Annotated in this window: 25 protein-coding genes; 6 read left to right on the forward strand and 19 right to left on the reverse strand. The window is 64.6% G+C overall.

Features of this window, described 5'->3' with window-relative positions; genetic code table 11:
- Positions 1 to 375: an NADH-quinone oxidoreductase subunit A gene (gene ndhC / locus U1702_RS07800; RefSeq protein WP_332723453.1), complete on the reverse strand. Its 375-nt coding sequence runs from the start codon at positions 373 to 375 to the stop codon at positions 1 to 3.
- A 162-nt stretch (positions 376 to 537) separates the two neighbouring features.
- Here ndhC and U1702_RS07805 point away from each other — a divergent pair, with 162 nt between their 5' ends.
- Complete coding sequence (locus U1702_RS07805) at positions 538 to 1,017, forward strand: YbjN domain-containing protein (protein WP_332723454.1); 480 nt, start codon at positions 538 to 540, stop codon at positions 1,015 to 1,017.
- A gap of 5 nt (positions 1,018 to 1,022) precedes the next feature.
- On the opposite strand, the gene U1702_RS07810 is transcribed toward U1702_RS07805, so the two are convergent.
- The 14 genes from U1702_RS07810 to tkt form a co-directional block, all read right to left on the reverse strand.
- Positions 1,023 to 1,844, reverse strand: coding sequence for an inositol monophosphatase family protein (locus U1702_RS07810; RefSeq protein WP_332723455.1), 822 nt, complete (start codon positions 1,842 to 1,844; stop codon positions 1,023 to 1,025).
- Between the two features lie 178 nt (positions 1,845 to 2,022).
- The gene (gene efp, locus U1702_RS07815) at positions 2,023 to 2,586 is read right to left on the reverse strand and encodes an elongation factor P (RefSeq protein WP_332723456.1); all 564 of its coding nucleotides are present in this window, start codon (positions 2,584 to 2,586) and stop codon (positions 2,023 to 2,025) included.
- 39 nt (positions 2,587 to 2,625) lie between these two features.
- Positions 2,626 to 3,258, reverse strand: a complete 633-nt coding sequence (locus U1702_RS07820; RefSeq protein ID WP_443026809.1) for a M23 family metallopeptidase — start codon at positions 3,256 to 3,258, stop codon at positions 2,626 to 2,628.
- Positions 3,255 to 4,280 (reverse strand): L,D-transpeptidase family protein, encoded by a 1,026-nt coding sequence (locus U1702_RS07825; protein WP_443026810.1) that lies wholly within the window; start codon positions 4,278 to 4,280, stop codon positions 3,255 to 3,257. Before U1702_RS07825 ends, U1702_RS07820 begins: the two co-directional genes overlap by 4 nt.
- 58 nt (positions 4,281 to 4,338) lie before the next feature.
- Positions 4,339 to 4,758, reverse strand: a complete 420-nt coding sequence (locus U1702_RS07830) for a low affinity iron permease family protein (protein WP_332723458.1) — start codon at positions 4,756 to 4,758, stop codon at positions 4,339 to 4,341.
- A gap of 11 nt (positions 4,759 to 4,769) precedes the next feature.
- The gene (gene thiE, locus U1702_RS07835; RefSeq protein WP_332723459.1) at positions 4,770 to 5,456 is read right to left on the reverse strand and encodes a thiamine phosphate synthase; all 687 of its coding nucleotides are present in this window, start codon (positions 5,454 to 5,456) and stop codon (positions 4,770 to 4,772) included.
- A 439-nt stretch (positions 5,457 to 5,895) separates the two neighbouring features.
- The gene (locus U1702_RS07840) at positions 5,896 to 7,455 is read right to left on the reverse strand and encodes an MFS transporter (protein WP_332723460.1); all 1,560 of its coding nucleotides are present in this window, start codon (positions 7,453 to 7,455) and stop codon (positions 5,896 to 5,898) included.
- A gap of 54 nt (positions 7,456 to 7,509) precedes the next feature.
- Positions 7,510 to 8,412, reverse strand: a complete 903-nt coding sequence (locus U1702_RS07845) for a fructose bisphosphate aldolase (protein WP_332723461.1) — start codon at positions 8,410 to 8,412, stop codon at positions 7,510 to 7,512.
- 127 nt (positions 8,413 to 8,539) lie between these two features.
- A complete protein-coding gene (locus U1702_RS07850; RefSeq protein ID WP_332723462.1) occupies positions 8,540 to 9,016 on the reverse strand; it encodes a hypothetical protein in 477 nt (158 codons plus the stop codon).
- A complete protein-coding gene (locus tag U1702_RS07855) occupies positions 9,013 to 9,669 on the reverse strand; it encodes a 2OG-Fe(II) oxygenase family protein (RefSeq protein WP_332723463.1) in 657 nt (218 codons plus the stop codon). The genes U1702_RS07850 and U1702_RS07855 overlap by 4 nt, the downstream gene beginning before the upstream one ends.
- Positions 9,662 to 10,852, reverse strand: a complete 1,191-nt coding sequence (locus tag U1702_RS07860; protein WP_332723464.1) for a phosphoglycerate kinase — start codon at positions 10,850 to 10,852, stop codon at positions 9,662 to 9,664. Before U1702_RS07860 ends, U1702_RS07855 begins: the two co-directional genes overlap by 8 nt.
- Positions 10,849 to 11,301, reverse strand: coding sequence for an MOSC domain-containing protein (locus U1702_RS07865; protein WP_332723465.1), 453 nt, complete (start codon positions 11,299 to 11,301; stop codon positions 10,849 to 10,851). Before U1702_RS07865 ends, U1702_RS07860 begins: the two co-directional genes overlap by 4 nt.
- Complete coding sequence (gap, locus tag U1702_RS07870; protein ID WP_332723466.1) at positions 11,302 to 12,309, reverse strand: type I glyceraldehyde-3-phosphate dehydrogenase; 1,008 nt, start codon at positions 12,307 to 12,309, stop codon at positions 11,302 to 11,304. It lies immediately after the preceding gene.
- Entirely contained in the window at positions 12,306 to 14,285 is a 1,980-nt protein-coding gene (gene tkt, locus U1702_RS07875; protein WP_332723467.1) for a transketolase, read from the reverse strand. Before tkt ends, gap begins: the two co-directional genes overlap by 4 nt.
- Before the next feature lie 136 nt (positions 14,286 to 14,421).
- On the opposite strand from tkt, the gene U1702_RS07880 reads away from it, so the two are divergent.
- From U1702_RS07880 to U1702_RS07900, 5 genes are all read left to right on the forward strand, one after another.
- Positions 14,422 to 14,607 carry a hypothetical protein gene (locus U1702_RS07880; RefSeq protein WP_332723468.1) on the forward strand — a complete coding sequence of 62 codons (186 nt, stop codon included), beginning with the start codon at positions 14,422 to 14,424 and terminating at the stop codon, positions 14,605 to 14,607.
- The gene (locus tag U1702_RS07885; RefSeq protein WP_332723469.1) at positions 14,607 to 14,909 is read left to right on the forward strand and encodes a cell division protein ZapA; all 303 of its coding nucleotides are present in this window, start codon (positions 14,607 to 14,609) and stop codon (positions 14,907 to 14,909) included. The genes U1702_RS07880 and U1702_RS07885 overlap by 1 nt, the downstream gene beginning before the upstream one ends.
- A 305-nt stretch (positions 14,910 to 15,214) precedes the next feature.
- Complete coding sequence (locus tag U1702_RS07890; protein WP_332723470.1) at positions 15,215 to 15,769, forward strand: 5-formyltetrahydrofolate cyclo-ligase; 555 nt, start codon at positions 15,215 to 15,217, stop codon at positions 15,767 to 15,769.
- The gene (locus U1702_RS07895; RefSeq protein ID WP_332723471.1) at positions 15,766 to 15,981 is read left to right on the forward strand and encodes a DUF2842 domain-containing protein; all 216 of its coding nucleotides are present in this window, start codon (positions 15,766 to 15,768) and stop codon (positions 15,979 to 15,981) included. Before U1702_RS07890 ends, U1702_RS07895 begins: the two co-directional genes overlap by 4 nt.
- A gap of 44 nt (positions 15,982 to 16,025) precedes the next feature.
- Positions 16,026 to 17,897 carry a M1 family metallopeptidase gene (locus U1702_RS07900; protein ID WP_332723472.1) on the forward strand — a complete coding sequence of 624 codons (1,872 nt, stop codon included), beginning with the start codon at positions 16,026 to 16,028 and terminating at the stop codon, positions 17,895 to 17,897.
- A 329-nt stretch (positions 17,898 to 18,226) separates the two neighbouring features.
- Here U1702_RS07900 and U1702_RS07905 read toward each other — a convergent pair whose 3' ends face one another.
- From U1702_RS07905 to U1702_RS07920, 4 genes are read right to left on the reverse strand one after another with little or no spacing between them, the layout of a single operon-like run.
- Complete coding sequence (locus U1702_RS07905) at positions 18,227 to 18,556, reverse strand: DUF423 domain-containing protein (protein WP_332723473.1); 330 nt, start codon at positions 18,554 to 18,556, stop codon at positions 18,227 to 18,229.
- On the reverse strand, positions 18,553 to 18,927 hold the full coding sequence (locus tag U1702_RS07910; RefSeq protein WP_332723474.1) for a diacylglycerol kinase: 375 nt from the start codon (positions 18,925 to 18,927) through the stop codon (positions 18,553 to 18,555). The genes U1702_RS07905 and U1702_RS07910 overlap by 4 nt, the downstream gene beginning before the upstream one ends.
- Positions 18,924 to 20,738, reverse strand: a complete 1,815-nt coding sequence (locus U1702_RS07915) for a cation:proton antiporter domain-containing protein (RefSeq protein ID WP_332723475.1) — start codon at positions 20,736 to 20,738, stop codon at positions 18,924 to 18,926. The genes U1702_RS07910 and U1702_RS07915 overlap by 4 nt, the downstream gene beginning before the upstream one ends.
- Positions 20,738 to 22,570 (reverse strand): monovalent cation:proton antiporter-2 (CPA2) family protein, encoded by a 1,833-nt coding sequence (locus U1702_RS07920; RefSeq protein WP_332723476.1) that lies wholly within the window; start codon positions 22,568 to 22,570, stop codon positions 20,738 to 20,740. The genes U1702_RS07915 and U1702_RS07920 overlap by 1 nt, the downstream gene beginning before the upstream one ends.

The following is a 22,570-nucleotide window of genomic DNA, read 5'->3' on the forward strand; positions in this document are numbered from 1 at the left end:
TCATTCCCAATCCAGCGCGCCGACTTTCCAGGCATAGGCCAGGCCAAGTGCAAGCTCACCGATAAAGATCATCATCGAAATCCACGCTGCCCAGCCCAGATCGAACACCGTCACCGCCCATGGAAACAGGAACGCCGCTTCCAGATCGAAGATGATGAACAGGATCGCGATCAGGTAGAATCGCACGTCGAACTGGCTGCGCGAATCCTCGAACGCGGGAAAGCCGCACTCATATTCGGTCAGCTTTTCCGGAGTCGGCTGATGCGCACCGGTAAAGCGCGCCGCGACCATCGGCAGGAACACGAACGCGCTCGACAGCACGATCGCCACGCCCAGGAACAGCAGGATCGGCAAATATTCTAACAGGTCGACCAAGACGCTTCTCGCGGTTGCGGAATCTAGGGGTCGCTTTAGGCCCGTGGCTGCACGCGGACAAGGGCGGAAACCCGTGAGAATCACTCGCAATTAGAACGCTGGCTCGATGGTCGTTGCCACGACTATGCTGATGAACGGACGATTCTCGATGAGGGCGGATTGATGAAATTGCAGGCGTCTTTGACAACTTTGGCAGTCATGACCTGCATGGCTGTTGCAGCACCGGCGGACGCGCAGACGTTGATGGTCCGCGACCCGCAACTAATCGCCGAACTTCTCCGCGCTGAAGGATATCAGGCAAATGTCGAACCCGTGAAAGCGGAGGAAAGCCCCTTTATCCGCAGCGGCGCAGGCGGGGCAAAATTTGACCTGCTATTCAACGATTGCACCAAGGGAAAAGACTGTCAGTCCGTGCAATTCTATGCTGGCTTCACCGGCACCAAAATGACCGCCGAAAAAATCAACGCATGGAACAGCAAAAAGCGGTTCGTGCGCGCCTATCTCGACAAAGAAGGCGATCCCATACTTGAAATGGACGTGAACATCGAACCCGAAGGCATTCCTCGCCCGCTCTTTGTCGATTACCTCGATATTTGGTCAAGACTGCTGGGGCAGTTCCGAACGGAAGTTTACGCCGACTAAGCCGGTTACGCGTTGCGCAGCGCCCCGCCGACCAGCTTGTGCAGCTTAGACTGCAGCGCGTCGTTCGCGGCCAGCACTTGCCCCTTCGCCAGCGAAACCTCCTGCCCGCGAAAATCGGTGACGAAGCCGCCGGCTTCCTTCACGATCAGCAGGCCCGCGGCGATGTCCCATGGCTGGAGATCGCTCTCCCAAAACCCGTCGAAGCGCCCCGCCGCGACCCATGCCATGTCCAGCGATGCGGCGCCGTTGCGACGGATACCCGCGACTTCGGGCGCGACCGCGCCGAAGATGCGGCTCCACTCGGCGAAATTGCCATGGCCGAGAAACGGGATGCCGGTTGCGATCAGTGCATCGGCCAGGTCCTTGCGCGCCGACACCCGCAGCCGCTGATCCTGCAACCACGCGCCCCGGCCCTTTTCGGCCCAAAAACTCTCGTCAGTGATCGGGTGATAGATGTAACCGTGCGTGATCTCGGGCTTGCCCTGCGACCCGAACGGATCCTCGACCGCGATCGATATAGCGAAATGGGGAATGCCGTGAAGGAAGTTGGTGGTGCCGTCGAGCGGATCGATGATCCAGCGCGGCTTGTTCGGGTCGCCCGGAATCTCGCCGCGCTCCTCGACCAGGAAACCCCAGTCGGGCCGCGCCTTTTGCAGCTCCTCGATCAGCGTGTCTTCCGCGCGCTTGTCGGCGATCGACACGAAGTCGGCCGGTCCTTTGCGCGACACCTGAAGGTTCTGAACCTCGTTGAAGTCACGGCGCAACCGTGGCCCCGCCTTGCGACAGGCGCGCTCCATGACAGTGACGAGGCCAGAATGGGAAACCAAGGCAATTGCTCCATAATTCCCTCTCCCGCTTTCGCGGGAGAGGCAGCGAGACTTGGTTCGCGTTCTTCACGCGGACCCAGTCGCGGCGGTGAGGGCCTTCTTTCTGCGTCATCGGCAGACACAAGAAGAAGACCCTCACCCAACCCTCTCCCGCGAGGGCGGGAGAGGGCTAAGAAAGTCAGTCAGCCCGCTTGACGTAGGTCTGCTCGTACACATCGACCACGATCCGCGTGCCCGCGCCGATATGCGGCGGCACCATTACGCGTACGCCATTTTCCAGGATCGCGGGCTTGTAGCTCGACGATGCCGTCTGGCCTTTCACCACCGCGTCGGCCTCGACGATCATCGCTTCGATCGTGTCGGGCAGCTGCACGCTGATGGGATCGTCGTCATACAATTCCATGACCACGTCCATCCCGTCCTGCAGGAACGCCGCGGCGTCGCCCAGCAGGTCGCGAGGCAATGTGGTCTGGTCGTAAGTGATCTTGTCCATGAAGACGAGGCTCTCGCCGTCCGCGAACAGGAACTGGAAATCCTTGGTGTCGAGCCGCACGCGCTCGACCGATTCCGCCGAGCGGAAGCGGACGTTGTTCTTGCGACCGTCGCGCAGGTTCTTCATCTCGACCTGCATATAGGCGCCACCCTTGCCGGGCTGGGTGTGCTGGATCTTGACCGCGCGCCAGATGCCGTTTTCATATTCGATGATGTTGCCGGGACGGATGTCCACGCCGCTGATCTTCATGGGATCTTGCCTAGTGCTGAGAAAGAACAGGGGCGGCCCTTAGCTGCCCGACCGCTTTCCCGCAAGCAGCGGATAAGGATCGACCGGCGTGCCCTGATGCCAGCGCTCACCCGGTGCCATCATCGCCATTCCGAAATGGAGGTGATAATTGCCCGCCCCGGCATTGCCAGTATCGCCGACATAGCCGAGCAAGTCGCCCGCCCGAACGCGCTGTCCCTCGCGCACATCGGCATAGCTAGCGAGGTGCGCGTAATAGAGCATCCAGCGCCCGTCGACTGACCGCTCGTAGAGCGAAATACCGCCCCCACCTTCGGAGAAATACAGCTTCTCCACGGTGCCGTCGGCAGCCGCCACGACCGGCGTCCCACCGGGTGCCATGATATCCAGCCCCTGATGCGCCCGCGTGCCGCCGCCCCGCGCGTCGCCCCAGTTGCTGCGCAGGCTGCGCACATCGATACCGGTAACCGGCACGATCAGCGCCGGGACCGGGCCGCTAACGGTTGGAGACGTCACGGCGGGCGCCATTTTCACCGTCGGCTCAGCGACCAGCGGCGCAGTCACCTCAGCCGCTCCTCGCTGCGGATCGACCACGCGGATCGTCGCGGCGAGGAACACCAGCGCCGCGACCATCACGCCCGCCAGCGTCCACAACGTGACGCGCACGGGGTTCATTCCTGAAACACCGCCGCCGTCCCCGGCTCAACCATCAGAGCAAGCCGCGCGGCATCCCAATTGGTCAGGCGGATGCAGCCATGGCTTTGCGTGCGCCCGATATTCTGCGGTTCAGGGGTGCCGTGAATGCCGTAATGCTCCTTCGACAGGTCGATCCATACCACGCCGACCGGGTTGTTCGGCCCGGGCGGGAGCAGCGCATCGGGTTTCTTGTCGCTGACATCCCAGAACAGCTTTGGATTATAGTGGAAATCGGGATTGGGCGCGACGCCGTTGATCTTCCAGCTGCCGATCGGCAACGGATCGTTGGTGCTGCCCATGCTCGCGCTGAACTGCGCGACCAGCTTGCCGTCCTTGCCGAACACGCGCAGCACCTTGTCCGACTTGTCGACCACAATCCGCCCCGCCTTGGGCTGAACCGCGCTGACGTTCAGATCGGTCAGCGTCTTGCGCCATTCGGGTTTCATGCTGGCGGGATAGTCGCGTGACGCCGGGGCGACACCGGGAAACTGAACCGGCACGCCGGGAGTCAGGCGCGTGTCGGGCGTGTTCAACTCGATCAGCACCTCCGGCGTGGTGTGATACATCTCCGCCAGCTTCTCGATCGACGAGCGATAGCCCAGCGCCTTCAGCTTCGCCTGTGCAGCGGGTTCTTTCGGAAACGGGCGTACATAGGGGCCGGACAGCATCTCCGGTGTCAGCCGCAGGATGCGGGTCGGGCGGATCGCGCGATGCTGATGCAGCGCGCTCAGCGTCCGCGCATCGATCTTGCCCGTTACCGGCAATTGCCGCGCGATCTGAAACCCCTTCAGCGCAGCCGTCAGCGACTGCCCCTCGCGGCCGTCCAGAATGCCCGGCGAAAACCCCAGATGGTCGAGGATCACTTGAACATGCAGGATATCGCGGCTAAGTGCCGATCCCTTAGCCGAGGTCTTTGGCGCACCCGATTGCGCCTGCCCGACCGCAGCGCTTCCCGCCGCAATCGCCACTACCCCAATCAATCCCGCCAGCACCTTACGCACACATACTCTCCGTCTTGTTACGGTGGGATAACGTGTCAGTGCGCGAGCGGTTTCCGTGTCAGTACCGATCGCGCAGCCGCGCGACGGTTTCCGCCGGGTGTTCGACGTCCACCGGAATACCCTCGACGCGACATTCCTCCTCGATTGCGTGGCGAATTTTCTCTATCTCGACATCGCTCTTGTGCTCGATGCCGATAAACTCATTGCGTGCTTCGGCCAATGCCCGGATCAGTTCGTCCAGCTTAGCCTGCATCGCTGCCGCATCGCGGTTCTGCGAATTCTGGATCAGGAAAACCATCAGGAAGGTGACGATGGTAGTCGATGTGTTCACCACCAGCTGCCACGTGTCCGAATAGCCGAAGAACGGCCCGGTCACGCCCCAGATCAGGATTGCGACAAACGCCAGCACGAACGCCACCGGCTGGCCCGCAAAAGCGGAGATGCGGCCTGCGACTACCGTGAACACCCGATCGAGCATGCCCCGTCTCCCTATCTGCTTCCGGCCAGCACCGCCTGAAACCGCAGCACCGCCTCGGCCTCGTCGCCGTTCCACACCGCGCTCGACACCGCCAGGAAATCCGCGCCCGCGCTCACCAGTGGCGCGGCATTGTCCGGCGTGATGCCACCGATCGCGACGCTGGGAATCTCGAACACCGTGCTCCACCATGACAGGATCGCGGGGTCGGGACGGTGATGGGTGTCTTTGGTCGTCGTCGGGAAGAATGCGCCGAACGCGACATAGTCCCCCCCCGCCTCTCCGGCCTCCATCGCCAGATGGCGACTGTCGTGGCACGTCACGCCGATCTGTGCCGCCGGACCCAGCACACTGCGCGCCTCACGCGGATCGCCGTCGCCCTGCCCCAGATGCACGCCGTCTGCGCCTAGTCGCTTCGCCAGCGCGATGCTGTCGTTGATGATGAAAGCGACGTCGCGGTCGGCACACAGAAGCTGCAAGGGTTCGGCCAGCTTTGCCGCCTCGTGTTGATCGACACCCTTCACGCGGAACTGGAACGCCGCGACCGGCCCCGCATCCAGCGCCCGCGCCAGCCGATCGACGAACCCGCCCGACACGTCGAGCGGCGAGATCAGATAGAGCTGGCAGGCTGGCTTGCGGTCGTCGCGCACAAATTGTGCGGCAAATTCGGGGCCGAGCGGCGGGAGTGCGTCTTCATCCATGCCCGGCTGATAGGCTGGAGAGCGCGCAACCGGAAGCGGTTCATTGCATGCTCATGCGAACCGGCGCATCTGTCATGAATGATTTGTGCGCTCCTACTCCCGATCGCCCTTGCAGCCGTCTGCGACGACAAGGCGCCCCCCCGCCCAGAGCGTGCGCTCGCCTCGACACCGGCCCGGATTGGCAAGTGGAGCCGCATTGGTATGGTCCGTGTTCGTCCAGAACGTGTCGTCGAAGACAGCCGCTGCCCGATGAACGCGCGCTGTGTCTGGGCAGGCCGGGTCGTTGTCCGGTTCACGCTACGCGACGGTAAAAGAACCCGCGTGACCGATTTGATGCTTGGCGATTCGACGCCTGTTGCAGGGGGCAATCTCCATTTGTCATCGGTGACACCCGAGAAGATGGCAGGCACCCAGCCAAAGCGGCCGGCCCCCTATCGCTTTACGTTCGAGCTTCGGCGCTAGGATCGAGATCGCGCAGGTCGCGCCCGCGCGTTTCCTTGCCGTAACGCCATAGCAACAGCAGCGAGAGGCTCGTCGGCAGCGCGATCAGCCACGCCGAGGTGCCCAGCGTCGGCACGATCGCCATGATGCTCAAGATTTGCGCCATCACCCCGCCCAGCTTGCTGCATGCCGCGATCCAACCGGTCGTACGCCCGCGAATGCGCAGCGGAAAGCTCTCGGCGGCATAGGGCAGCAGCATCGCGATAATCGCATTGCTCCCGACGATCAGCAGCGCGACCGGCAGCACCGGACTGCCACCGCCCGACTGGTCAAGCCACAACACCCCGCCCAGCCCCGCCAGCGTCACCAGAATCGCCACGATCAGCGAATTCTTCGTGCTCCACGCATGATAGATCCATGCGACCAGAAACACCGTCGGCAGCGCGATCAGCGCCGATGACGCGAGTAGCCCGCTCGAGACCTTCATGCTGTATCCACGCGCCACCAGTTCGGCGGGCAGCCACAACAGCAACCCGAAATTGACCAGTCCCCAACAGATTGCGATCAGGCTCAGCGCCGCCAGCTTCCCCGCAAAGGCGCGACCCGACAATGCGGTTGCTGCGCGGCGTGTCACTTCCGCCGCCGCGACCTTGCGCACCGCCGATCCGAACGCCGCCATCACCTTCTGCGCCTCGGCGACCCGTCCGCGCGCCATCAGAAACTTTGCCGATTCGGGGATCAGCCCACCCAGCAACACCAGCATCAGCCCGCTCGGCAAATTGGCAAGCCACAAGATGCGCCAGCTGAAGATCGGCTCCAGCCATGTCGCGATCAAACTCGCCGCGGCATAGCCCCCAACTGCGCCCAGCCCGCCGACCAGCACCAGGCTCCACCCGCGATGTCGGCTCGGCATCATCTCCGCCAGCAGCGCATAAGTGACCGGCAGCATGCCGCCCGCCGCCGCGCCCATCATGAAACACATGCCGATATTCCACGCGAGCGACGGCATCGCCCCACAGATCGAGGTGCCGACGAACATCACCGCCGACAACAGGATCGACGCCTTGCGCCCATAGATATCGGCGACCCAGCCCCACACGAACGACCCCACGACCGTTCCGCACAGCGCGAAGAACGGCACCAGCGACACGGTCGCGCGGGGAATGCCATATTCACGGATCATGCCCGGAATCGTGAAGCCCAGGCTGGCGGGCTTCATGATGTCGATGATGAGTGCGACGACCAGCACGGCCATCAGCCGCCAGTGCGCCCATGACAACGGCGCATCCTCGGGCGCCGCCACCTCGATCTCGCTCGACGCCGCCATCTGCTGCGACAAACCGCGCGGCAGCAGGCCATAGGCCGCCACCCCGACGCCCGCGATAATCAGCCCCATGCCCCAGATCATGCCGCTGTCCATCGGCATGCCCGCCATACGGAAGCCCATCGACTTCCCCATCCAGAACATCGGCAGATGCAGGACGACACCCACCGTCACCGCGATCACGCCGATCGCAAATGCCCAGAATCGCCGGTCCGAAAATGCGATGCCCGCCATACCGCTCCCCTTGTCCGCCGCCCTAACCCAGAGCCGAGACCGGGGGAAGCGTGGTTAGACGGTGACCGTCTTGCGCGTCGATGCGCCGTGAATGTCGTCGATCGCGCCGCCAAGCGATGCGTCGAATTCATCCGCGCTCATGCCGTGGCGCAGGTCCTCGAGCAGCGCACGGCTGAAGCTGGCGATCATTCCGCGATTCTTGGCCAGTTCAGCGCACGCCTCGGGCCGCGCGAACCCGCCCGAGAGCGCAACGACACGAAGCACGCGCGGATGATCGACCAGCGGATCGAACAGGCCCGACGCCGCGGGAATCGACAGCTTCAGCATCACCTTGTCCTCGCCCGACATCGCGTCGAGCGCCTTGAGCAACTCGTCTAGCAGGATCACTTCCGCCTCGGCGCGTTCAGGCGATTTGATGTTCAGTTCCGGCTCAAGCATCGGCATCATGCCGTGGCTCAGCACCTGCTGACCGATCTCGAACTGCTGCCTGACGATCGCGGCAATGCCATCGCGGTTGGCGAGGTTGATGACCGATCGCTCCTTGGTGCCGAACACGCCCAGCGCCTTCGCCTTGACCAGCAGCGCGTCCAGCTCCGGCATCGGCTTCATCAGTTGAACGCCGTTCGCCTCAGCCTCCAGCCCCTTGTCGATCTTGATGAACGGCACCACGCCGCGCTCGATCAGCGCCGCCGGGGTCGGTTTCCCATCGACCTGTCCATCCATCGTCCGCTCGAACAGGATCGCGCCGATGACCTTGTCGCCGGTGAAGCAGGGTGAGGTGATGATGCGGCTGCGCATGTCGTGGATCAGCCCGAACATCGCCTCGTCGCCGTCATAGGCGCTCTCGTCGATGCCATAGCCCGTCAGCGCCTTTGGCGTCGAGCCGCCGCTCTGGTCCAGCGCTGCGATGAAGCCGTTACCTTCGGCGATCTTGGCGGTCATCTCGGCAGTATTCATTGTGGCTCCGGTCCCCTGATTTCGGCTTTTCTCGGTTGCGGCTTCGTGAGTCGCGTGGTGGCTGCGTGGCGCTATTGCAGCGACTTGCGCGGCTGAAAACCCTGACAACGCTGCCAGATGAAAGCTGTCAGACCGGCTTTGCGCGCAGGCCAACGAACACCCAGCGTTGCGGGGTCGCGCCGTCGTTGCACAGACCGTGACGCAGGAACGCCTGAAACATCGTCAGACCGCCCGCGACCGGTGCAATCGTTTCGACCGGCGGGTCCGCCGACACGTCCAGCCCCGGCACCCCCGCCGCCGCCGTCGCCGCGCGCGGATCCTCGATCATCAGGCCACCCCCGCCGCCACCCGCATCGATGCAGCATGCCGCGACCCAGAAATCGCCGGGCGAGGTCGCCAGCGGCTGGACCATACCCGGCTCGACTACCACCGTCTGCGCAGCCGCCACCCACGCAAAGCGCGGCGCGGCGGGCTGGCTGACATCCAGCGTATAACGTTCGGCCAGACGCAGTGCCGCAGCCACTACCGCCGCCTCATCCGGCGCGGCGATCGATACCTCGATCAGCGGCGTCTCGAAGAATTGCTGGACGGCGGGCGCGGTCATGCTTCGCGCGCCAGAACGTTGATCGCGATCGAGATGCGCGTGCCCGCCCCTGCATAGGGCCGCACCGAATGCATGAGCCATGACGGAAACATCACCACCAATCCGGCGCGCGGACGCATCCACACTTCCTGATTGTCCACGCTGCCGTCGTCGCGGCGAAAACGCAGATCGGGTGCCGCCATCCTAACCATCGGAAAGCGCGGGTCGAGGAACGAGAGCTCGCCGCCCAGCGCCTTATCCGGCGATCCGGCATAGCCGTCATCGACATAATAGACCGTCGACCAGAAACTGCCGGGGTGCGCATGTGTCTGGTTCGCCGCCCCCCGTTTGGAGACATTGGCCCACATTTCCGCGACCCATTCGATTCCGCGGCTGTCAGCTCGCATATCGACTGCAAATTCCTTTGCCCGCGCGATGGCATGGTCGCGCAGCGCCTGCGCCGCTTCTCCGCCCCAGCGATCGAGATCGGTGCCGGACTGCCAGCCGTGCAGATTGGACTTGGCGACCCCGCGATCCTGCGTGCTGCGCGTCAGAATCGCCTGTTTCAGCGCCGCATTCCACTTCGGCGCATCAGGCCAGATTTCGGCGATCACCGGCGTGGCGAACAGCGCGCGGACGCGCGGCTCGCCGATGCCGGGTGCGGGCTCAGTCATGCAACGCCGCGACGCCGGGCAATTCCTTGCCCTCCATCCATTCAAGGAACGCGCCGCCAGCGGTCGATACGAACGTGATGTCGTCGGCGACGCCCGCCTGATTGAGCGCCGCGACGGTGTCGCCACCGCCCGCGACCGAGACCAGCGACCCCTCCTTGGTCAGCGCGGCGACGGTGCGGGCCAGCGCCATCGTTGCGGTGTCGAACGGCGGCGTCTCGAACGCACCGAGCGGGCCGTTCCAGACCAGAGTCCGGCAATTTTTGAGCACATCGCCCAGCGCCTCTGTCGCGGCGGGGCCGACATCGAGGATCATCTCGTCACTCGCCACCTCATGGACGTTGCAGGTGCGCAGGCTCGCCGGGTTCGCCGCGAACTCCTTCGACACCACCACGTCATAGGGCAGATGGATCGTGCAATTGGCCTTCTCCGCCGTGTCGAAGATCGCGTTGGCGGTATCGACCAGATCATGCTCGCACAGCGACTTGCCGACATCCACGCCGCGCGCGGCGAGGAACGTGTTGGCCATGCCGCCGCCGATCACCAGATGATCGACCTTGCCGACCATTTGCCGCAGCACGTCGAGCTTGGTTGAGACCTTCGCGCCACCGACCACGGCGACCACCGGATGCTCGGGATTGCCGAGCGCCTTGTCGAGCGCATCGAGCTCCTTCTCCATCGCGCGCCCCGCAAAGGCGGGCAGCTTGTGCGCCAGACCTTCGGTCGATGCATGCGCGCGGTGCGCGGCGGAGAAGGCGTCGTTGACGTAAAAATCGCCCAGCGCGGCGAACCGATCGACCGTCGCCGGATCGTTCTTTTCCTCACCGCCAAAGAAGCGCGTATTCTCCAGCACCGCGATATCGCCGGGCTGCAACGTCGCCACCGCCTCGGCATCGCCCTCCCAGTCAATATAGCGTACCGGGCGACCCAGCACCTGGCTGTACGGGCGAACCAGCAGCGCCAGCGAGTTCTCCGGGCTTGGCACCTTGGGTCGCCCGAAATGCGCGAGCACCAGCACGATCGCGCCGCGATCCGCCAGTTCGGTCACGGTCGGCACGGTCGCGCGAAAGCGCGTGTCGTCGGTCACCGCGCCATCGGCCATCGGCACGTTCAGATCCTCGCGGACAAGCACGCGCTTGCCGGTCACATCGCCCATATCGTCCAGCGTCTTGAAAGCTCGGCTCATATTTCGATCCTGATCTCGTCGCCCACCGCGATTTCGCCCGGGGCGATCACCATCGTACACGCACCACCGCGCCAGTCGGGCGTCAGCGCCGCGCGCAATCCTTCCGCGAGTGCTTCCATCCGGTCGCAAGGATCGGTCTCACGACACACTTCCAGTACGACGTCGGCCCCGATCCGCAGCCGCACGCCCGAAGTCTGCGGCAAATCCAACCCCTCGACCAACAGATTCGCGCGACGCTGTTCCCACGGGATGTTATGCCCGACCTCGGCCATTGCCGCGGCCCAGTCGCCCGCTTCGATCAGCGACACCTGTCGCCGATGCGGCTTGCCCTTCATGCCGCCGCGAAAATCGCCGGATATGCCCCCCTCCAGCGTCACCCGCGCGCGATCGATGGTCTCCATCGGCGCGCGGGAAAACGGGTGGCGGGCGATTCCGGCGATCCGACCCATTCAGCCCAACTTCGCCATCACGCCGGCGGTGTCGACCATGCGGTTGGAGAAGCCCCATTCATTGTCGTACCAGCTGACCACGCGGACCAGCTTGCCGTCCATCACCGTCGTCTCCAGGCTGTCGATCGTCGAAGACGCGGGCGTATGGACGATATCGATCGATACCAGCGGTTCGTCCGAATAGACCAGCACGCCCTTCAGCGGCCCGCTTTCCGACGCCGCCTTCAGGATCGCGTTGACCTCTTCCCGGCTCGTGTCGCGCTTTGGCGTGAAGGTCAGGTCGACCAGGCTGCCATCGGGAACCGGCACGCGGATCGCCGAACCGTCCAGCCGACCCTTCAGCTCAGGCAACACTTCCCCGACGGCGCGCGCGGCCCCGGTGGTGGTCGGAATGATGTTCATCGCGGCGGCACGCGCGCGACGCGGATCCTCATGGATCTGATCCAGAATCTTCTGGTCGTTGGTATAGGCATGGACCGTGGTCATCAGCCCGCGCTCGATCCCGATGCTGTCGTTCAGCACCTTGGCAACCGGGGCCAGGCAGTTGGTCGTGCACGATGCGTTGGAGACGATCGTGTGACCAGCCTCGATCTTGTCGTGATTAACGCCATAGACGACGGTCAAATCGACGCCCTTGCCGGGTGCGGAGATCAGCACCTTCTTCGCGCCCGCCGCGATGTGCTTCTCGCAGCTCGCGCGGTCGGTGAAGAAGCCGGTGCATTCCAGCACCAGATCGACGCCGTTGGCGGCATGCGGCAGGTTGGCGGGATCGCGCTCCTTGGTCACCTTGATGCGCTTGCCGTCGATGACAATGTCGTCGCCGTCAGCCTCGACCGTGCCGGGATATTTGCCGTGGACGCTGTCACGGCTGAACAGCCAAGCGTTCGACTTGGCATCGGCCAGGTCGTTGATCGTCACCAGCTCCAGCCCGCTGTCGGGCCGCTCCAGGATGGCACGCGCCACCAGCCGACCGATACGTCCGAAACCGTTGATCGCAACCTTCGTCATTCGCCGTCTCCCAGGACTTTCAGTTTCTCAAGAATTTTTGCGCTGATCGCGTCGGGGGTCAGCCCGAAATACTCGTACAGATCCTTGATCGGGGCCGACGCGCCATAGCGGTCGATGCCGAAGCGCAGCCCGTCGACCATCGTATAGCGTTCCCAGCCGAAGGTCGTGCCCGCCTCGATCGAGACGCGCAAAACGTCGCGTGGCAGCACGTCATTACGATAGTCCGCATCCTGCGCATCGAAGCGCGACGTGCATGGCATCGACACGACATCCGCACCGATCCCCTGCGCCTCCAGCGCCTCCCGCACGCCGACCGCGACTTGCACTTCGGAGCCGGTAGCGATCAGCACGACCTTGCGCGCCGCGTCCGCCGCACGAATGCGATAGCCGCCCTTCTCTGTCAGCATCGTGCCACCAGTACGCACCTGATCGAGATTCTGGCGGCTCAGCGCCAGCAGCGACGGCCCGTCCTTCTTCGCAATCGCCAGCGCCCACGCCTCCGCCACCTCGACCGCGTCGCACGGGCGATAGACGTCGAGGTTGGGAACCATGCGCAGGCTCTGGACATGCTCGATCGGCTGGTGCGTCGGCCCGTCCTCGCCCAATCCGATCGAATCATGCGTCATCACATAGATGACCCGCGCATTCTGCAGCGCCGACAACCGGATCGCCGGGCGGCAATAGTCGCTGAACACCAGGAAGGTGCCGCCGAACGGCACCACGCCGCCATGCAGCGCCATCCCGTTCATCGCCGCCGCCATGCCGAATTCGCGGATCCCGTAATAAAGGTAGCGACCGGCATAGTCCGACGCGGTCAGCGGCCCGGTCGCCTTGGTCTTGGTGTTGTTCGATCCGGTCAGATCGGCCGACCCGCCGATCATCTCGGGGAACGCTTTGGTCAGCTGCTCCAGCACCAGCTCGGACGATTTCCGGCTGGCGACCGATGCGGGCATCTTGTCCCACTCGCCGAATGCCGCTTCCGCAGCCTTGGCCAGGTCGATGTCGCCCGCCATGCGCCGTTCGAATTCGACACGACCCGAATGGCTTGCCAGCCGCTCCTGCCACACCGCATGCGGTTCCGCGCCACGTTTGCCAGCCTCAAGCCATGCCGCGCGAATATCATCCGGCACCTCGAACGGCGCGTGGCTCCAGCCCAAAGTCTCGCGCGCCGCCGCAACTTCGGCCCCACCCAGCGCCGCGCCATGCGTCGCCGACGTGCCCTGCTTGTTTGGCGCACCCTTGCCGATGATCGTCGTGCAGCGGACCAGCGAAGGTCGCTCGTCCGCAATCGCCGCGTCGAATGCCGCCGCGATGCTTGCCGGATCATGCCCGTCACACTCGACGACATGCCAGCCCGTCGCCTCATAGCGCGCCGGAATATCCTCGCTCGACGACAGCGATACCTTGCCGTCGATGGTGATGTTGTTGTCGTCCCACAACACGATCAGCCGCCCGAGCTTCAGATGCCCGGCGATCCCGATCGCCTCGTGGTTGATCCCTTCCATCAGGCACCCGTCGCCCGCGATGACCCAGGTGCGGTGATCGACCAGCGATTCATCGAACACGGCGTTCAGATGGCGCTCGGCAATCGCCATGCCCACCGCCATCGCCAGCCCCTGACCCAGCGGCCCGGTGGTGCATTCGATGCCGGGAAGCTCGAAATTCTCGGGATGGCCGGCGCATGGCGAGTGCAGCTTACGGAAATTGGCGATGTCCTGAATCGTCGGGCGCGCATAGCCGGTCAGGTGCAACAATGCGTAGATCAGCATCGAACCATGCCCGGCCGACAGCACGAACCGGTCGCGGTCCGGCCATTTGGGATCGGCGGGGTCGTATTTCAGATAATCGCTGAACAGGACGGTCGCGACGTCGGCCATGCCCATCGGCATCCCCGGATGGCCGGAATTGGCGGCTTCCACCGCATCCATCGCAAGCGCGCGAATGGCGTTGGCGCGATTACTGAATGAAACGGTCACGGCAAGTCCCCTGATGCCGGGTCCGCATCCCGCCAAGACCCGGCGAATCGAATGTGGCGTGCCAATGGGGCGGGCGGGCGCGCGCGTCAACTGCCGGGGGTTGCGACCCCGCTAAAGGCCACCTATTCCCAAAGTTATGGCGGAGGCGGCACCCCCCGCGCTCGGACGTATCGAGCGCGCCCTTGCCCGGATCGAGGCTGCGGCGGCGAAGCGCGCGTTCGATGCGGACGCGTTGCAGCGCCGCCACGTCGCGCTGCGCGAAAAGGTCGAGGACGCGATCGAAGCGCTCGATGCACTCATCGAAAAACAGGCGGCGGAATAGTGGGTCAGGTCGCGCTCACCATCGCCGGTCGCACACACAATATCGCCTGCCGCGACGGCGAGGAACTTCACCTCGAACGCCTCGGCCAGTTGCTCGACAAGCATGCCGACACCGCCCAGCGCGCGTCCGGCGGCGTATCGGGCGAACGGACCCTGTTGTTTCTCACCCTGATTCTCGCGGATCTGCTGGACGAGGCCGAGCGCAATCCGCCGGCCGGCGTCTCGCCGGTGCTGCTAGACAATCTCGCGGATCGGCTGGAAGCGGTAGCGACGGCCCTTGAGGATCGCCCCGCGGACGCCTAGATAGGGGTTGGCGGTTCTGCCCGGTACGAGCTTTAGCGATTATCCCTGAGGCGATTCATCATCCATGGGGGCGGTCCCTGTGCAGATCCTGGTCTGCTGCATATTGCCCCCACCTGACGTACTTGGCGTCAGAGGATATTCTAGCACCGGCCCATGGTGGTTCCGCCACATGTTTTTTGTCAGCGTTACTGAGAGCCGCACCAGCCCGCTCCCCTACCCGGCCACCCAACGACAGTACCATATGGGTGGCCGGGTGGGGGAGCGGGCTGGTGCGGCAGCCGCTTCGCGTCTAGCGAAGCCAACAGATGACCGATGACAAACGCACCCTTCGCGCCCGGATGCGCTCGTTGCGCGACGAGTTCGCCATGACGATCGGCGGCGTGATCCAGCCGCCCCCTGCACTTGTCGCGCGTTTCGGTCCGCGTATCGTCATCTCCAGCTATGTCCCGGTCGGCAGCGAAGCCGACCCGACTGCCATCGCCTGGGAAGCCCGCGCGCGTGGCTGCACCATCGTTCTGCCGCATGTCACCAGCCGCGCTGATCCGGTCCGCTTCTTCGCATGGGAGCCGGGCCAGCCGCTGATCGACGGCCCGCTCGGCCTGCAACAACCCTCGCCCGACGCGGTCGAACTCGACCCCGAAATCGTCCTCACCCCGCTCCTCGCCTTTGACGCCGAACTCAACCGGCTGGGCCAAGGCGCTGGCCATTACGACCGCGTGTTCGAGCGTCTGCCGAATGCCTGGCGCATCGGTGTCGCCTGGTCGGTACAGCGCGTCGAATCCCTCACCACCGACAGCTGGGATGTGCCGCTCCAGGGAGTCGTTACCGAAGCCGCCGCCTATGGCGAGGCAGCGGCGTGAACCCGTCATGGCGCAAGCCCGTCGGCGCGCTCGGCATCGTCGCGCTGATCGTCATCTGGTGCGTCCTGATCGCCAGTTTCTCACAGACGATCGGCACTTGGCCGGTCCTGCTTCAGCTGCTGTTCTATGTCTTCACCGGGATCGTGTGGATCATGCCGCTAAAGCCGTTGCTACAATGGATGGAAACCGGCAGCTGGCGTCGCCCGCAATAACACGTTCGGTTGCGGTTCACCCGCCATCGGCTTAGCACGCCGCCATGCGTATCCTGTCCCTCGCAGCCTTGCTGCTCGCCACCGCCGCCGCGCCCGCTTTCGCCCAGTCGGTCGCCCCAATCCTGACCACGCCCGAGGCGAAAGACGTGTGGACCTATGCCCGCCCCGCTGAGGCGCGCGTCACCCATGTCGGCCTCGACCTGAATGTCGATTTTACGAGCAAGACGATCGGCGGCACCGCAACGCTCGACGTGCTGGCGGCGAAGGGTGCCAAGCAAATCATACTCGATACGCTCGACCTCGACATCGCCGCGATCACAGACGAACGCGGCGTGAAACTGGGCTGGTCGGTCGGCGCGAAAGACCCGCAGCTCGGCAGCCCGCTGACGATCGAACTCAACGGTGCGAAGAAAATCCGCATCGCCTATACCTCGAAGCCCGGTGCTCGCGCACTGCAATGGCTCGCGCCCGAACAGACCGACGGCAAGAAACTGCCCTATCTGTTCAGCCAGGGACAGGCGATCAACAACCGCAGCTGGATCCCGACACAGGACAGTCCTGGCATCCGTCAGACCTGGTCCGCATCAATCACCGTGCCGGACGGCTTTGTCGCGGTGATGAGCGGCGCGATGCGCGACGGCGAGCGGGGCGAATTGCTGCCCCATCAAAAGCGCCGTTTCCGCTTCAGCATGGACAAGCCGGTCCCGCCCTATCTGATCGCCATTGCGGTCGGCGACCTGAAGTTCAAACCGATCGGCCCACGTTCGGGCGTGTGGTCCGAACCCGGCCTGCTCGATGCAGCGGTCAGCGAATTCGCTGATGTCGAGAAGATGATCGATGCTGCACAGGCACTGTACGGTCCCTATCGCTGGGGCCGCTACGACATGCTCGTCCTGCCGCCCAGCTTCCCGTTCGGCGGCATGGAGAATCCCAACCTCACCTTCCTCACGCCCACGCTGCTGACCGGCGACCGCTCGAACACCGATGTCGTCGCGCATGAATTGGCGCATAGCTGGTCGGGCAACCTCGTCACCAACGCGACCTGGGCCGACAGCTGGCTGAACGAAGGCTTCACCACCTATTTCGAGACGCGGATCATGGAGGCGCTGTACGGCAAGGAGCGCGCCGCCATTTACGCCGACCTCGACTACACCGGCATGGTCCGCGACGTGAAGAACGCGGGTGGCGACGCGGCCAAATCGACCCGCCTTCACAGCGATCCGGGCAACAGCGCGGGCCAACTCGATTACCTCAAGGGCAGCACCTTCCTGCGCACCATCGAGACGGCTGTCGGCCGCGCCAAATGGGACGTGTATCTGCGCGGCTATTTCAACCGCCACGCCTTTCAGCCACAGACCAGCGCCGGGTTCCTTGTCGATATCCGCAAGCACCTCATCAAGGGCAACCGCGCGCTGGAGGCCAAGCTCCAGCTCGACCGCTGGGTGTATCAGCCCGGCATTCCATCAAACGCCATCCATGTGAAATCGGCCACGCTGGCCAAGGTCGATACCGCGCTCGCCGCGTTCAATGCAGGCGGCCCTGCCTCCGCCATCGATACCAATGGCTGGCAGACCCAGCAGTGGAAACGCCTGCTCGACGGCCTCCCCCGCCAGCAAACCGCCGCACGGTTGAAGGAACTGGACGACGCGCTAGGCCTCACGAAATCGACCAACGCCTATATCCAGTCGGCATGGTTCGATCTCGCCATCGCCAACCGCTACGATCCCATTATCCCCGCACTGGAAGTCTATCTCACCCGCGTCGGCCGCAACCTGCTCGTGACCCCGCTCTATCGCGGGCTGAAAGCACAGGGCGAATGGGGCGAGCCCATCGCCCGCCGCATTTTTTCAAAGGCAAAACCCGGATACCATCCGGTGACGGTCGGCGCGGTGACGAAGATCCTCGACGCAAAATAGTGCGTCTATAGCGTTATGACATCACACTGATTTCCGCGTCACCCCGCGCTTGACCCGGGGTCCCGCTAATGGCGACCGCCCGAAGAAGCGGGACCCCGGGTCAAGCCCGGGGTGACGGGGTTAAAGCTGAATCATCATGCCGTGAAGGGAAGGATGCGATGGATCAAACCACCCGCTTGCTCTTCGTCCGCCCGGTCAGGTGAAACAGCCGACACCGATCGCACCAATAGGCCCGCAAAGGCACGCTCGCCCGCACCGCAACCGCCAGCGCATCCGCCTCCGACCCGAACCGCGTCTTGCGCCGACAAACGCTCAGCCGCGTGCGCACATCACCTCACCGCGCTCCACGCCAGCCACAACCACCCGGCAATCAGCAATATCCCACCAATCGGCGTCACCGCCCCCAGCACACGCGGCCCACCCAGCGCCATCGCATAGAGCGTCCCCGCGAACAGCGCGCCGCCGGCAACAAACAGCCAGCCCGGCCCCTTCGCCCCCATCTGCGCCGCGACCAGCGCCGCCACCGCATGGATCAGCTGATACTGCCCGCCGGTCTTCAACCACTCCTGCGCCTCGCCCGACGCGCCATGCGCCCCGAACGCGCCCGCACCCACCGCAACCGCCCCCGACAGCGCCGCCAATATCGCCAGCCAGTTCATCGCATCCACTCCATCCATTCGGCCGCCTGCGTCACCATCAGCGCGATTCCGACCACCAATGCCGCGATACTGATCGTCAGCACCGCGCCCGCCAGCATGTCCTTCGCCGCCTTGATCTCCGGGTGCAGGCCGGGGTGGAGCAGATCGATCACCGCCTCCAGCGCCGAATTGATGAGTTCCAGCGCCAGCACCAGCGCGACCGTCACCGCGACCACTGCCCACCAGAGCGGATCGGGCCGCAGGATCAACAACGCCACCAGTGCGACCCCGGCTATCGCCATTTGCGTGCGGAAACTCGCCTCGCGTCGAAATCCGGCGCGCAACCCCGCCAGCGCAAAACCCAACCGCTCACGGAACGGACGGTTCTTCACCCCGCCCCCGTATCGCTCGCCGGTCGATCTGGCAGCGGTTCGGGCTGCTCGCGCCCTGCGCCGAAACGAAGGTCGGGCCGTGCCTGGATCTGCTCGCGCGCCGCCGTCAAACCACCTGCGTCCATCTGGATCTTCAGCCGCTCGCGGTCGCGCTGGCGATAGAGCGTCTCGGTGCGGTCGATCTCGTCCACATCGACGCCCACTTCGGCCATCGCCTGCCGCGCCATCGCAACTGCGGATTCCAGCACCTCGCGGAACACCCCGGCAACCGGGCCATTTTTCAGTTTCAGCACCGCGCGCCGATCGTAACAGCGCACGAAGATCGCCGCATTGGGGAACGCGGCATGCACCGACGCCATCAACTCACCACTCAACTGGTCTCCGTCGATGCAGAACAGGATCAGCTGCGCTTCGCCCGCCCCCGCCTGACGCAGCATCTCGATGCGCGTGCCGTCGCCATAATAGACCTTCGCACCGAACTGCCCGGCAATGTCGATCATCTCGATATCGGTGTCGATCAGCGTCACGCCGATCCCCTGTGCGGCCAGCATCTGCCCGACCGTCTGCCCGAACCGGCCATAGCCGACGATGAGCGCGCTCGACCCGTCGGACACCGGCCCTTCGCGCGTGCCGTCCGCCTCGACCGCCTCGGCGCGGAAGCGTTTGGTGAACATCATCAGGAACGGCGTGGTCGCCATCGACAGCGTGACGACGGCGCTGAACACGCTCACCGCCTCGGGCGCGATCAGCTGTGCCGCCTGCCCCTGCGCGAACAGCACAAAGGCGAATTCGCCGCCCTGGCTCAGCAACAAGCCCAGCGCCAGCGCCGACCGCCACGGCATGCGGAATGCGATGCCAAGGGCGGTAATCACCGCCGTCTTGGTGGCAATCAGCGCCATCGCCATACCAATGACGAAGATCGGCCGCTCGGCAATCGCGCCCAGGTCGAGCATCATGCCAACGGCAAGGAAAAACAGCCCCAGCAGGATCGAGCGGAACGGCTCGATATCCGCCTCGACCTCATGCCGGTACGGGCTGTCCGCCAGCATCACGCCCGCGATGAACGCCCCCAAGGCGGTCGACAGCCCCAATGTCTGCATCAGCGCCGAGGCTGCCACCACCGTGAACAGTCCGGCGAACACAAACAGCTCGCGCTCGCGCCAATGCCCGATCAGGCGGAACAAGGGGCGCAGGATATAGCGCCCCGCCAGCACCAGCCCGACGATAGCTCCCACCGTATAAAGCGCGAGTTGCCACCCTGACGGCCCACCTGCTTCCGCCGGATTGCGGCTCAGCACGGCGATGATCGTGATGAGCGGGACAATCGAAATGTCCTGAAACAACAGGTTCGAGAACGCCTTCTCACCGAATGGCGTGCGCAGCCGCCCGGCCGATTGCAGCATCGGCAGCACCTGCGCGGTCGAAGACAGCGCCAGCGGCAGCCCCAGCGCCAAAGCGGCAGCGATCGAGAAGTTCGCGCCGTATCCGATCACCACGCTCAGCGCGATTCCGCACAGCACGACCTGCGCCAGACCGAAGCCGAAGATATCCCGCTTCATCTGCCACAGCCGCGTCGGACTCAGCTCCAGCCCGACCAGAAACAGCAGCAACGCGATGCCCAGTTCGGCCACCGCCATCAGCTGCTCGCCCTCGCCCACCAGATTAAGCAGTTGCGGCCCGACCAGCGCACCCGCGACCAGAAAGCCCAGCACCGACCCCAGTCCCAGCCGCCGGAACAGCATCACGAAAAACAGGCCGAACCCGAGCAACGGCAGCCCGTTGGTCAGCAGGGAGAAGCCTTCATGCTCCATCAGGGTGCGCCCGTTTCGATCGGCTCGGGCGCGGTCGATATGTCGATCACCTGTCCCGCCCGCTTCGGCCGCACGAACGGTTCCGGCTGCGGCGTTGCGGTGTTGTTGCGGATCATCACGCGCCCTGCTTCCAGCCCGCCGAGCAATTCCAGTTCGCGCCGTTCCTCGTCACGCTGTCGCACATCGGCAACCGCGTCCGCCGCGTCGTCCTCGTCGAAACCCAGCCCCTCCAGCACCGCCTGCCCGAACGCCAGCGCGGACTCGAACGTCTCACGGATCTGATAATCGACCCCGGCCTTCACCAGCCGCAGCACATGGCCACGGTCATATGCGCGAACGTACAGCTTCGCCTGCGGGAACTCCGACTGGCACAGTTCCACGATGCGATCCGCCGCTTCCTGCTTGTCCACGCATACCAGAATGGCCTCAGCCCGATCCGCCCCCGATGCGCGCAACGTGTCCAGCCGCGTGCCGTCGCCATAATAGACCTTGAACCCGAACGTTCCCGCCACCTGGATCATCTCGACATCGGTCTCGATCACCGAAATATCGACGCCCCGCGCCAGCAGCGACTGGTTCACGACCTGTGAAAAACGCCCGAAACCGATCACCAGTACACGCGAATGCAGCCCTTCGGGTGTCTCGACGCCCTCCATCGATGGTGCTTTGCGGGGACGGTGCTTCATCGCCAGCAGCACGAGCGGGGTCAGCGCCATCGACAGGATCACGATGGCACCCATGATCGCCCCGATCCGCGCGTCGAACAGCCCCACGCCCAGCGCCGCCGCATAGAGGACGAACGCAAACTCGCCGCCCTGCGCGAACAGGGCCGCGCGGCTCAAACTCTCGTCATGCGACGCGCCGAACAGCCGCGCGACGGCGTAGATACCCGCCGCCTTGACCGCCATGAACGTTGCCACGCCCGCCAGCACCCAGCGCCACTCCGCCGCGACCACCGACAGGTCGAGCGACATGCCGACCGACAGGAAGAACAGTCCCAGCAAAATCCCGCGAAACGGCTCGACATCCGCCTCAAGCTGATGCCGGAACGTCGATTCAGACAGCAATACGCCTGCCAGAAACGCACCCATCGCCATCGACAGCCCGGCCCAGTCCATGAACAGTGCCGCGCCGAGCACCACCAGCAACGCCGCCGCCGTCATCACTTCGCGCGCGCCCGACCGCGCCAGAATGCGGAAGAACGGATCGAGCAGCCAGCGCCCCACCGCGATCGTCACGGCAATTGCGCCGATGCCGATGGCGATGCTTTCCCAGCCGCTGCGCGTCGCCTCACCGCCCACGCCGTTCAGCGCCGCCCAGAACGCGACCAGCGCCAGCAACGGAATGATCGCCAGATCCTCCAGCAACAGGATCGCCACCGCGCGCTGGCCCGAAGGTTCGACGGTCTCGCCCTCCTCCTCCAGCACCTGCATGATTACCGCGGTGGACGACAGCACGAACCCCATCGCGCCCACCGCCGCGACCACCGGGTCCAGCCCCGCCGCGATGCCCACGCCCGTCAGCAACGCCCCGCACGCCAGCACCTGCGCCGCGCCAAGGCCGAATATCGCCCGCCGCAGGCCCCATAATTTGGTCGGCCGCATCTCCAGCCCGATGACGAACAGGAACATGACCACGCCCAGTTCGGCGACGTGCAACAACGTCTCGGCATCATCGAACATGCCCAGCCCGAATGGCCCGATCGCCAGCCCGGCGGCGAGATAGCCCAGAATCGATCCGAGCCCCAGCTTGCGAAACACCGGCACTGCAACCACCGCCGCGCCCAGCAGCACGACCGCATGCCCCAGCTGAATCCCCCCCGCTTCGGCCAT

This window comes from Sphingomonas sp. LT1P40 (genome assembly GCF_036663835.1).
Lineage (GTDB): Bacteria > Pseudomonadota > Alphaproteobacteria > Sphingomonadales > Sphingomonadaceae > Sphingomonas.

What these genes read in the sequence shown, in the direction of transcription:
- efp (WP_332723456.1), bottom strand. Translation starts at nt 2,586, where the DNA reads ATGAAGATCAGCGGCGTGGACATCCGTCCCGGCAACATCATCGAATAT.
- U1702_RS07840 (WP_332723460.1), bottom strand. Translation starts at nt 7,455, where the DNA reads ATGGCGGGCATCGCATTTTCGGACCGGCGATTCTGGGCATTTGCGATC.
- U1702_RS07905 (WP_332723473.1), bottom strand. Translation starts at nt 18,556, where the DNA reads ATGAACTGGCTGGCGATATTGGCGGCGCTGTCGGGGGCGGTTGCGGTG.
- U1702_RS07900 (WP_332723472.1), top strand. Translation starts at nt 16,026, where the DNA reads ATGCGTATCCTGTCCCTCGCAGCCTTGCTGCTCGCCACCGCCGCCGCG.
- U1702_RS07820 (WP_443026809.1), bottom strand. Translation starts at nt 3,258, where the DNA reads ATGAACCCCGTGCGCGTCACGTTGTGGACGCTGGCGGGCGTGATGGTC.
- U1702_RS07845 (WP_332723461.1), bottom strand. Translation starts at nt 8,412, where the DNA reads ATGAATACTGCCGAGATGACCGCCAAGATCGCCGAAGGTAACGGCTTC.
- U1702_RS07830 (WP_332723458.1), bottom strand. Translation starts at nt 4,758, where the DNA reads ATGCTCGATCGGGTGTTCACGGTAGTCGCAGGCCGCATCTCCGCTTTT.
- U1702_RS07890 (WP_332723470.1), top strand. Translation starts at nt 15,215, where the DNA reads ATGACCGATGACAAACGCACCCTTCGCGCCCGGATGCGCTCGTTGCGC.
- U1702_RS07915 (WP_332723475.1), bottom strand. Translation starts at nt 20,738, where the DNA reads ATGGAGCATGAAGGCTTCTCCCTGCTGACCAACGGGCTGCCGTTGCTC.
- U1702_RS07865 (WP_332723465.1), bottom strand. Translation starts at nt 11,301, where the DNA reads ATGGGTCGGATCGCCGGAATCGCCCGCCACCCGTTTTCCCGCGCGCCG.
- U1702_RS07855 (WP_332723463.1), bottom strand. Translation starts at nt 9,669, where the DNA reads ATGACTGAGCCCGCACCCGGCATCGGCGAGCCGCGCGTCCGCGCGCTG.
- gap (WP_332723466.1), bottom strand. Translation starts at nt 12,309, where the DNA reads ATGACGAAGGTTGCGATCAACGGTTTCGGACGTATCGGTCGGCTGGTG.
- U1702_RS07920 (WP_332723476.1), bottom strand. Translation starts at nt 22,570, where the DNA reads ATGGCCGAAGCGGGGGGGATTCAGCTGGGGCATGCGGTCGTGCTGCTG.
- thiE (WP_332723459.1), bottom strand. Translation starts at nt 5,456, where the DNA reads ATGGATGAAGACGCACTCCCGCCGCTCGGCCCCGAATTTGCCGCACAA.
- U1702_RS07860 (WP_332723464.1), bottom strand. Translation starts at nt 10,852, where the DNA reads ATGAGCCGAGCTTTCAAGACGCTGGACGATATGGGCGATGTGACCGGC.
- U1702_RS07805 (WP_332723454.1), top strand. Translation starts at nt 538, where the DNA reads ATGAAATTGCAGGCGTCTTTGACAACTTTGGCAGTCATGACCTGCATG.
- U1702_RS07850 (WP_332723462.1), bottom strand. Translation starts at nt 9,016, where the DNA reads ATGACCGCGCCCGCCGTCCAGCAATTCTTCGAGACGCCGCTGATCGAG.
- U1702_RS07880 (WP_332723468.1), top strand. Translation starts at nt 14,422, where the DNA reads ATGGCGGAGGCGGCACCCCCCGCGCTCGGACGTATCGAGCGCGCCCTT.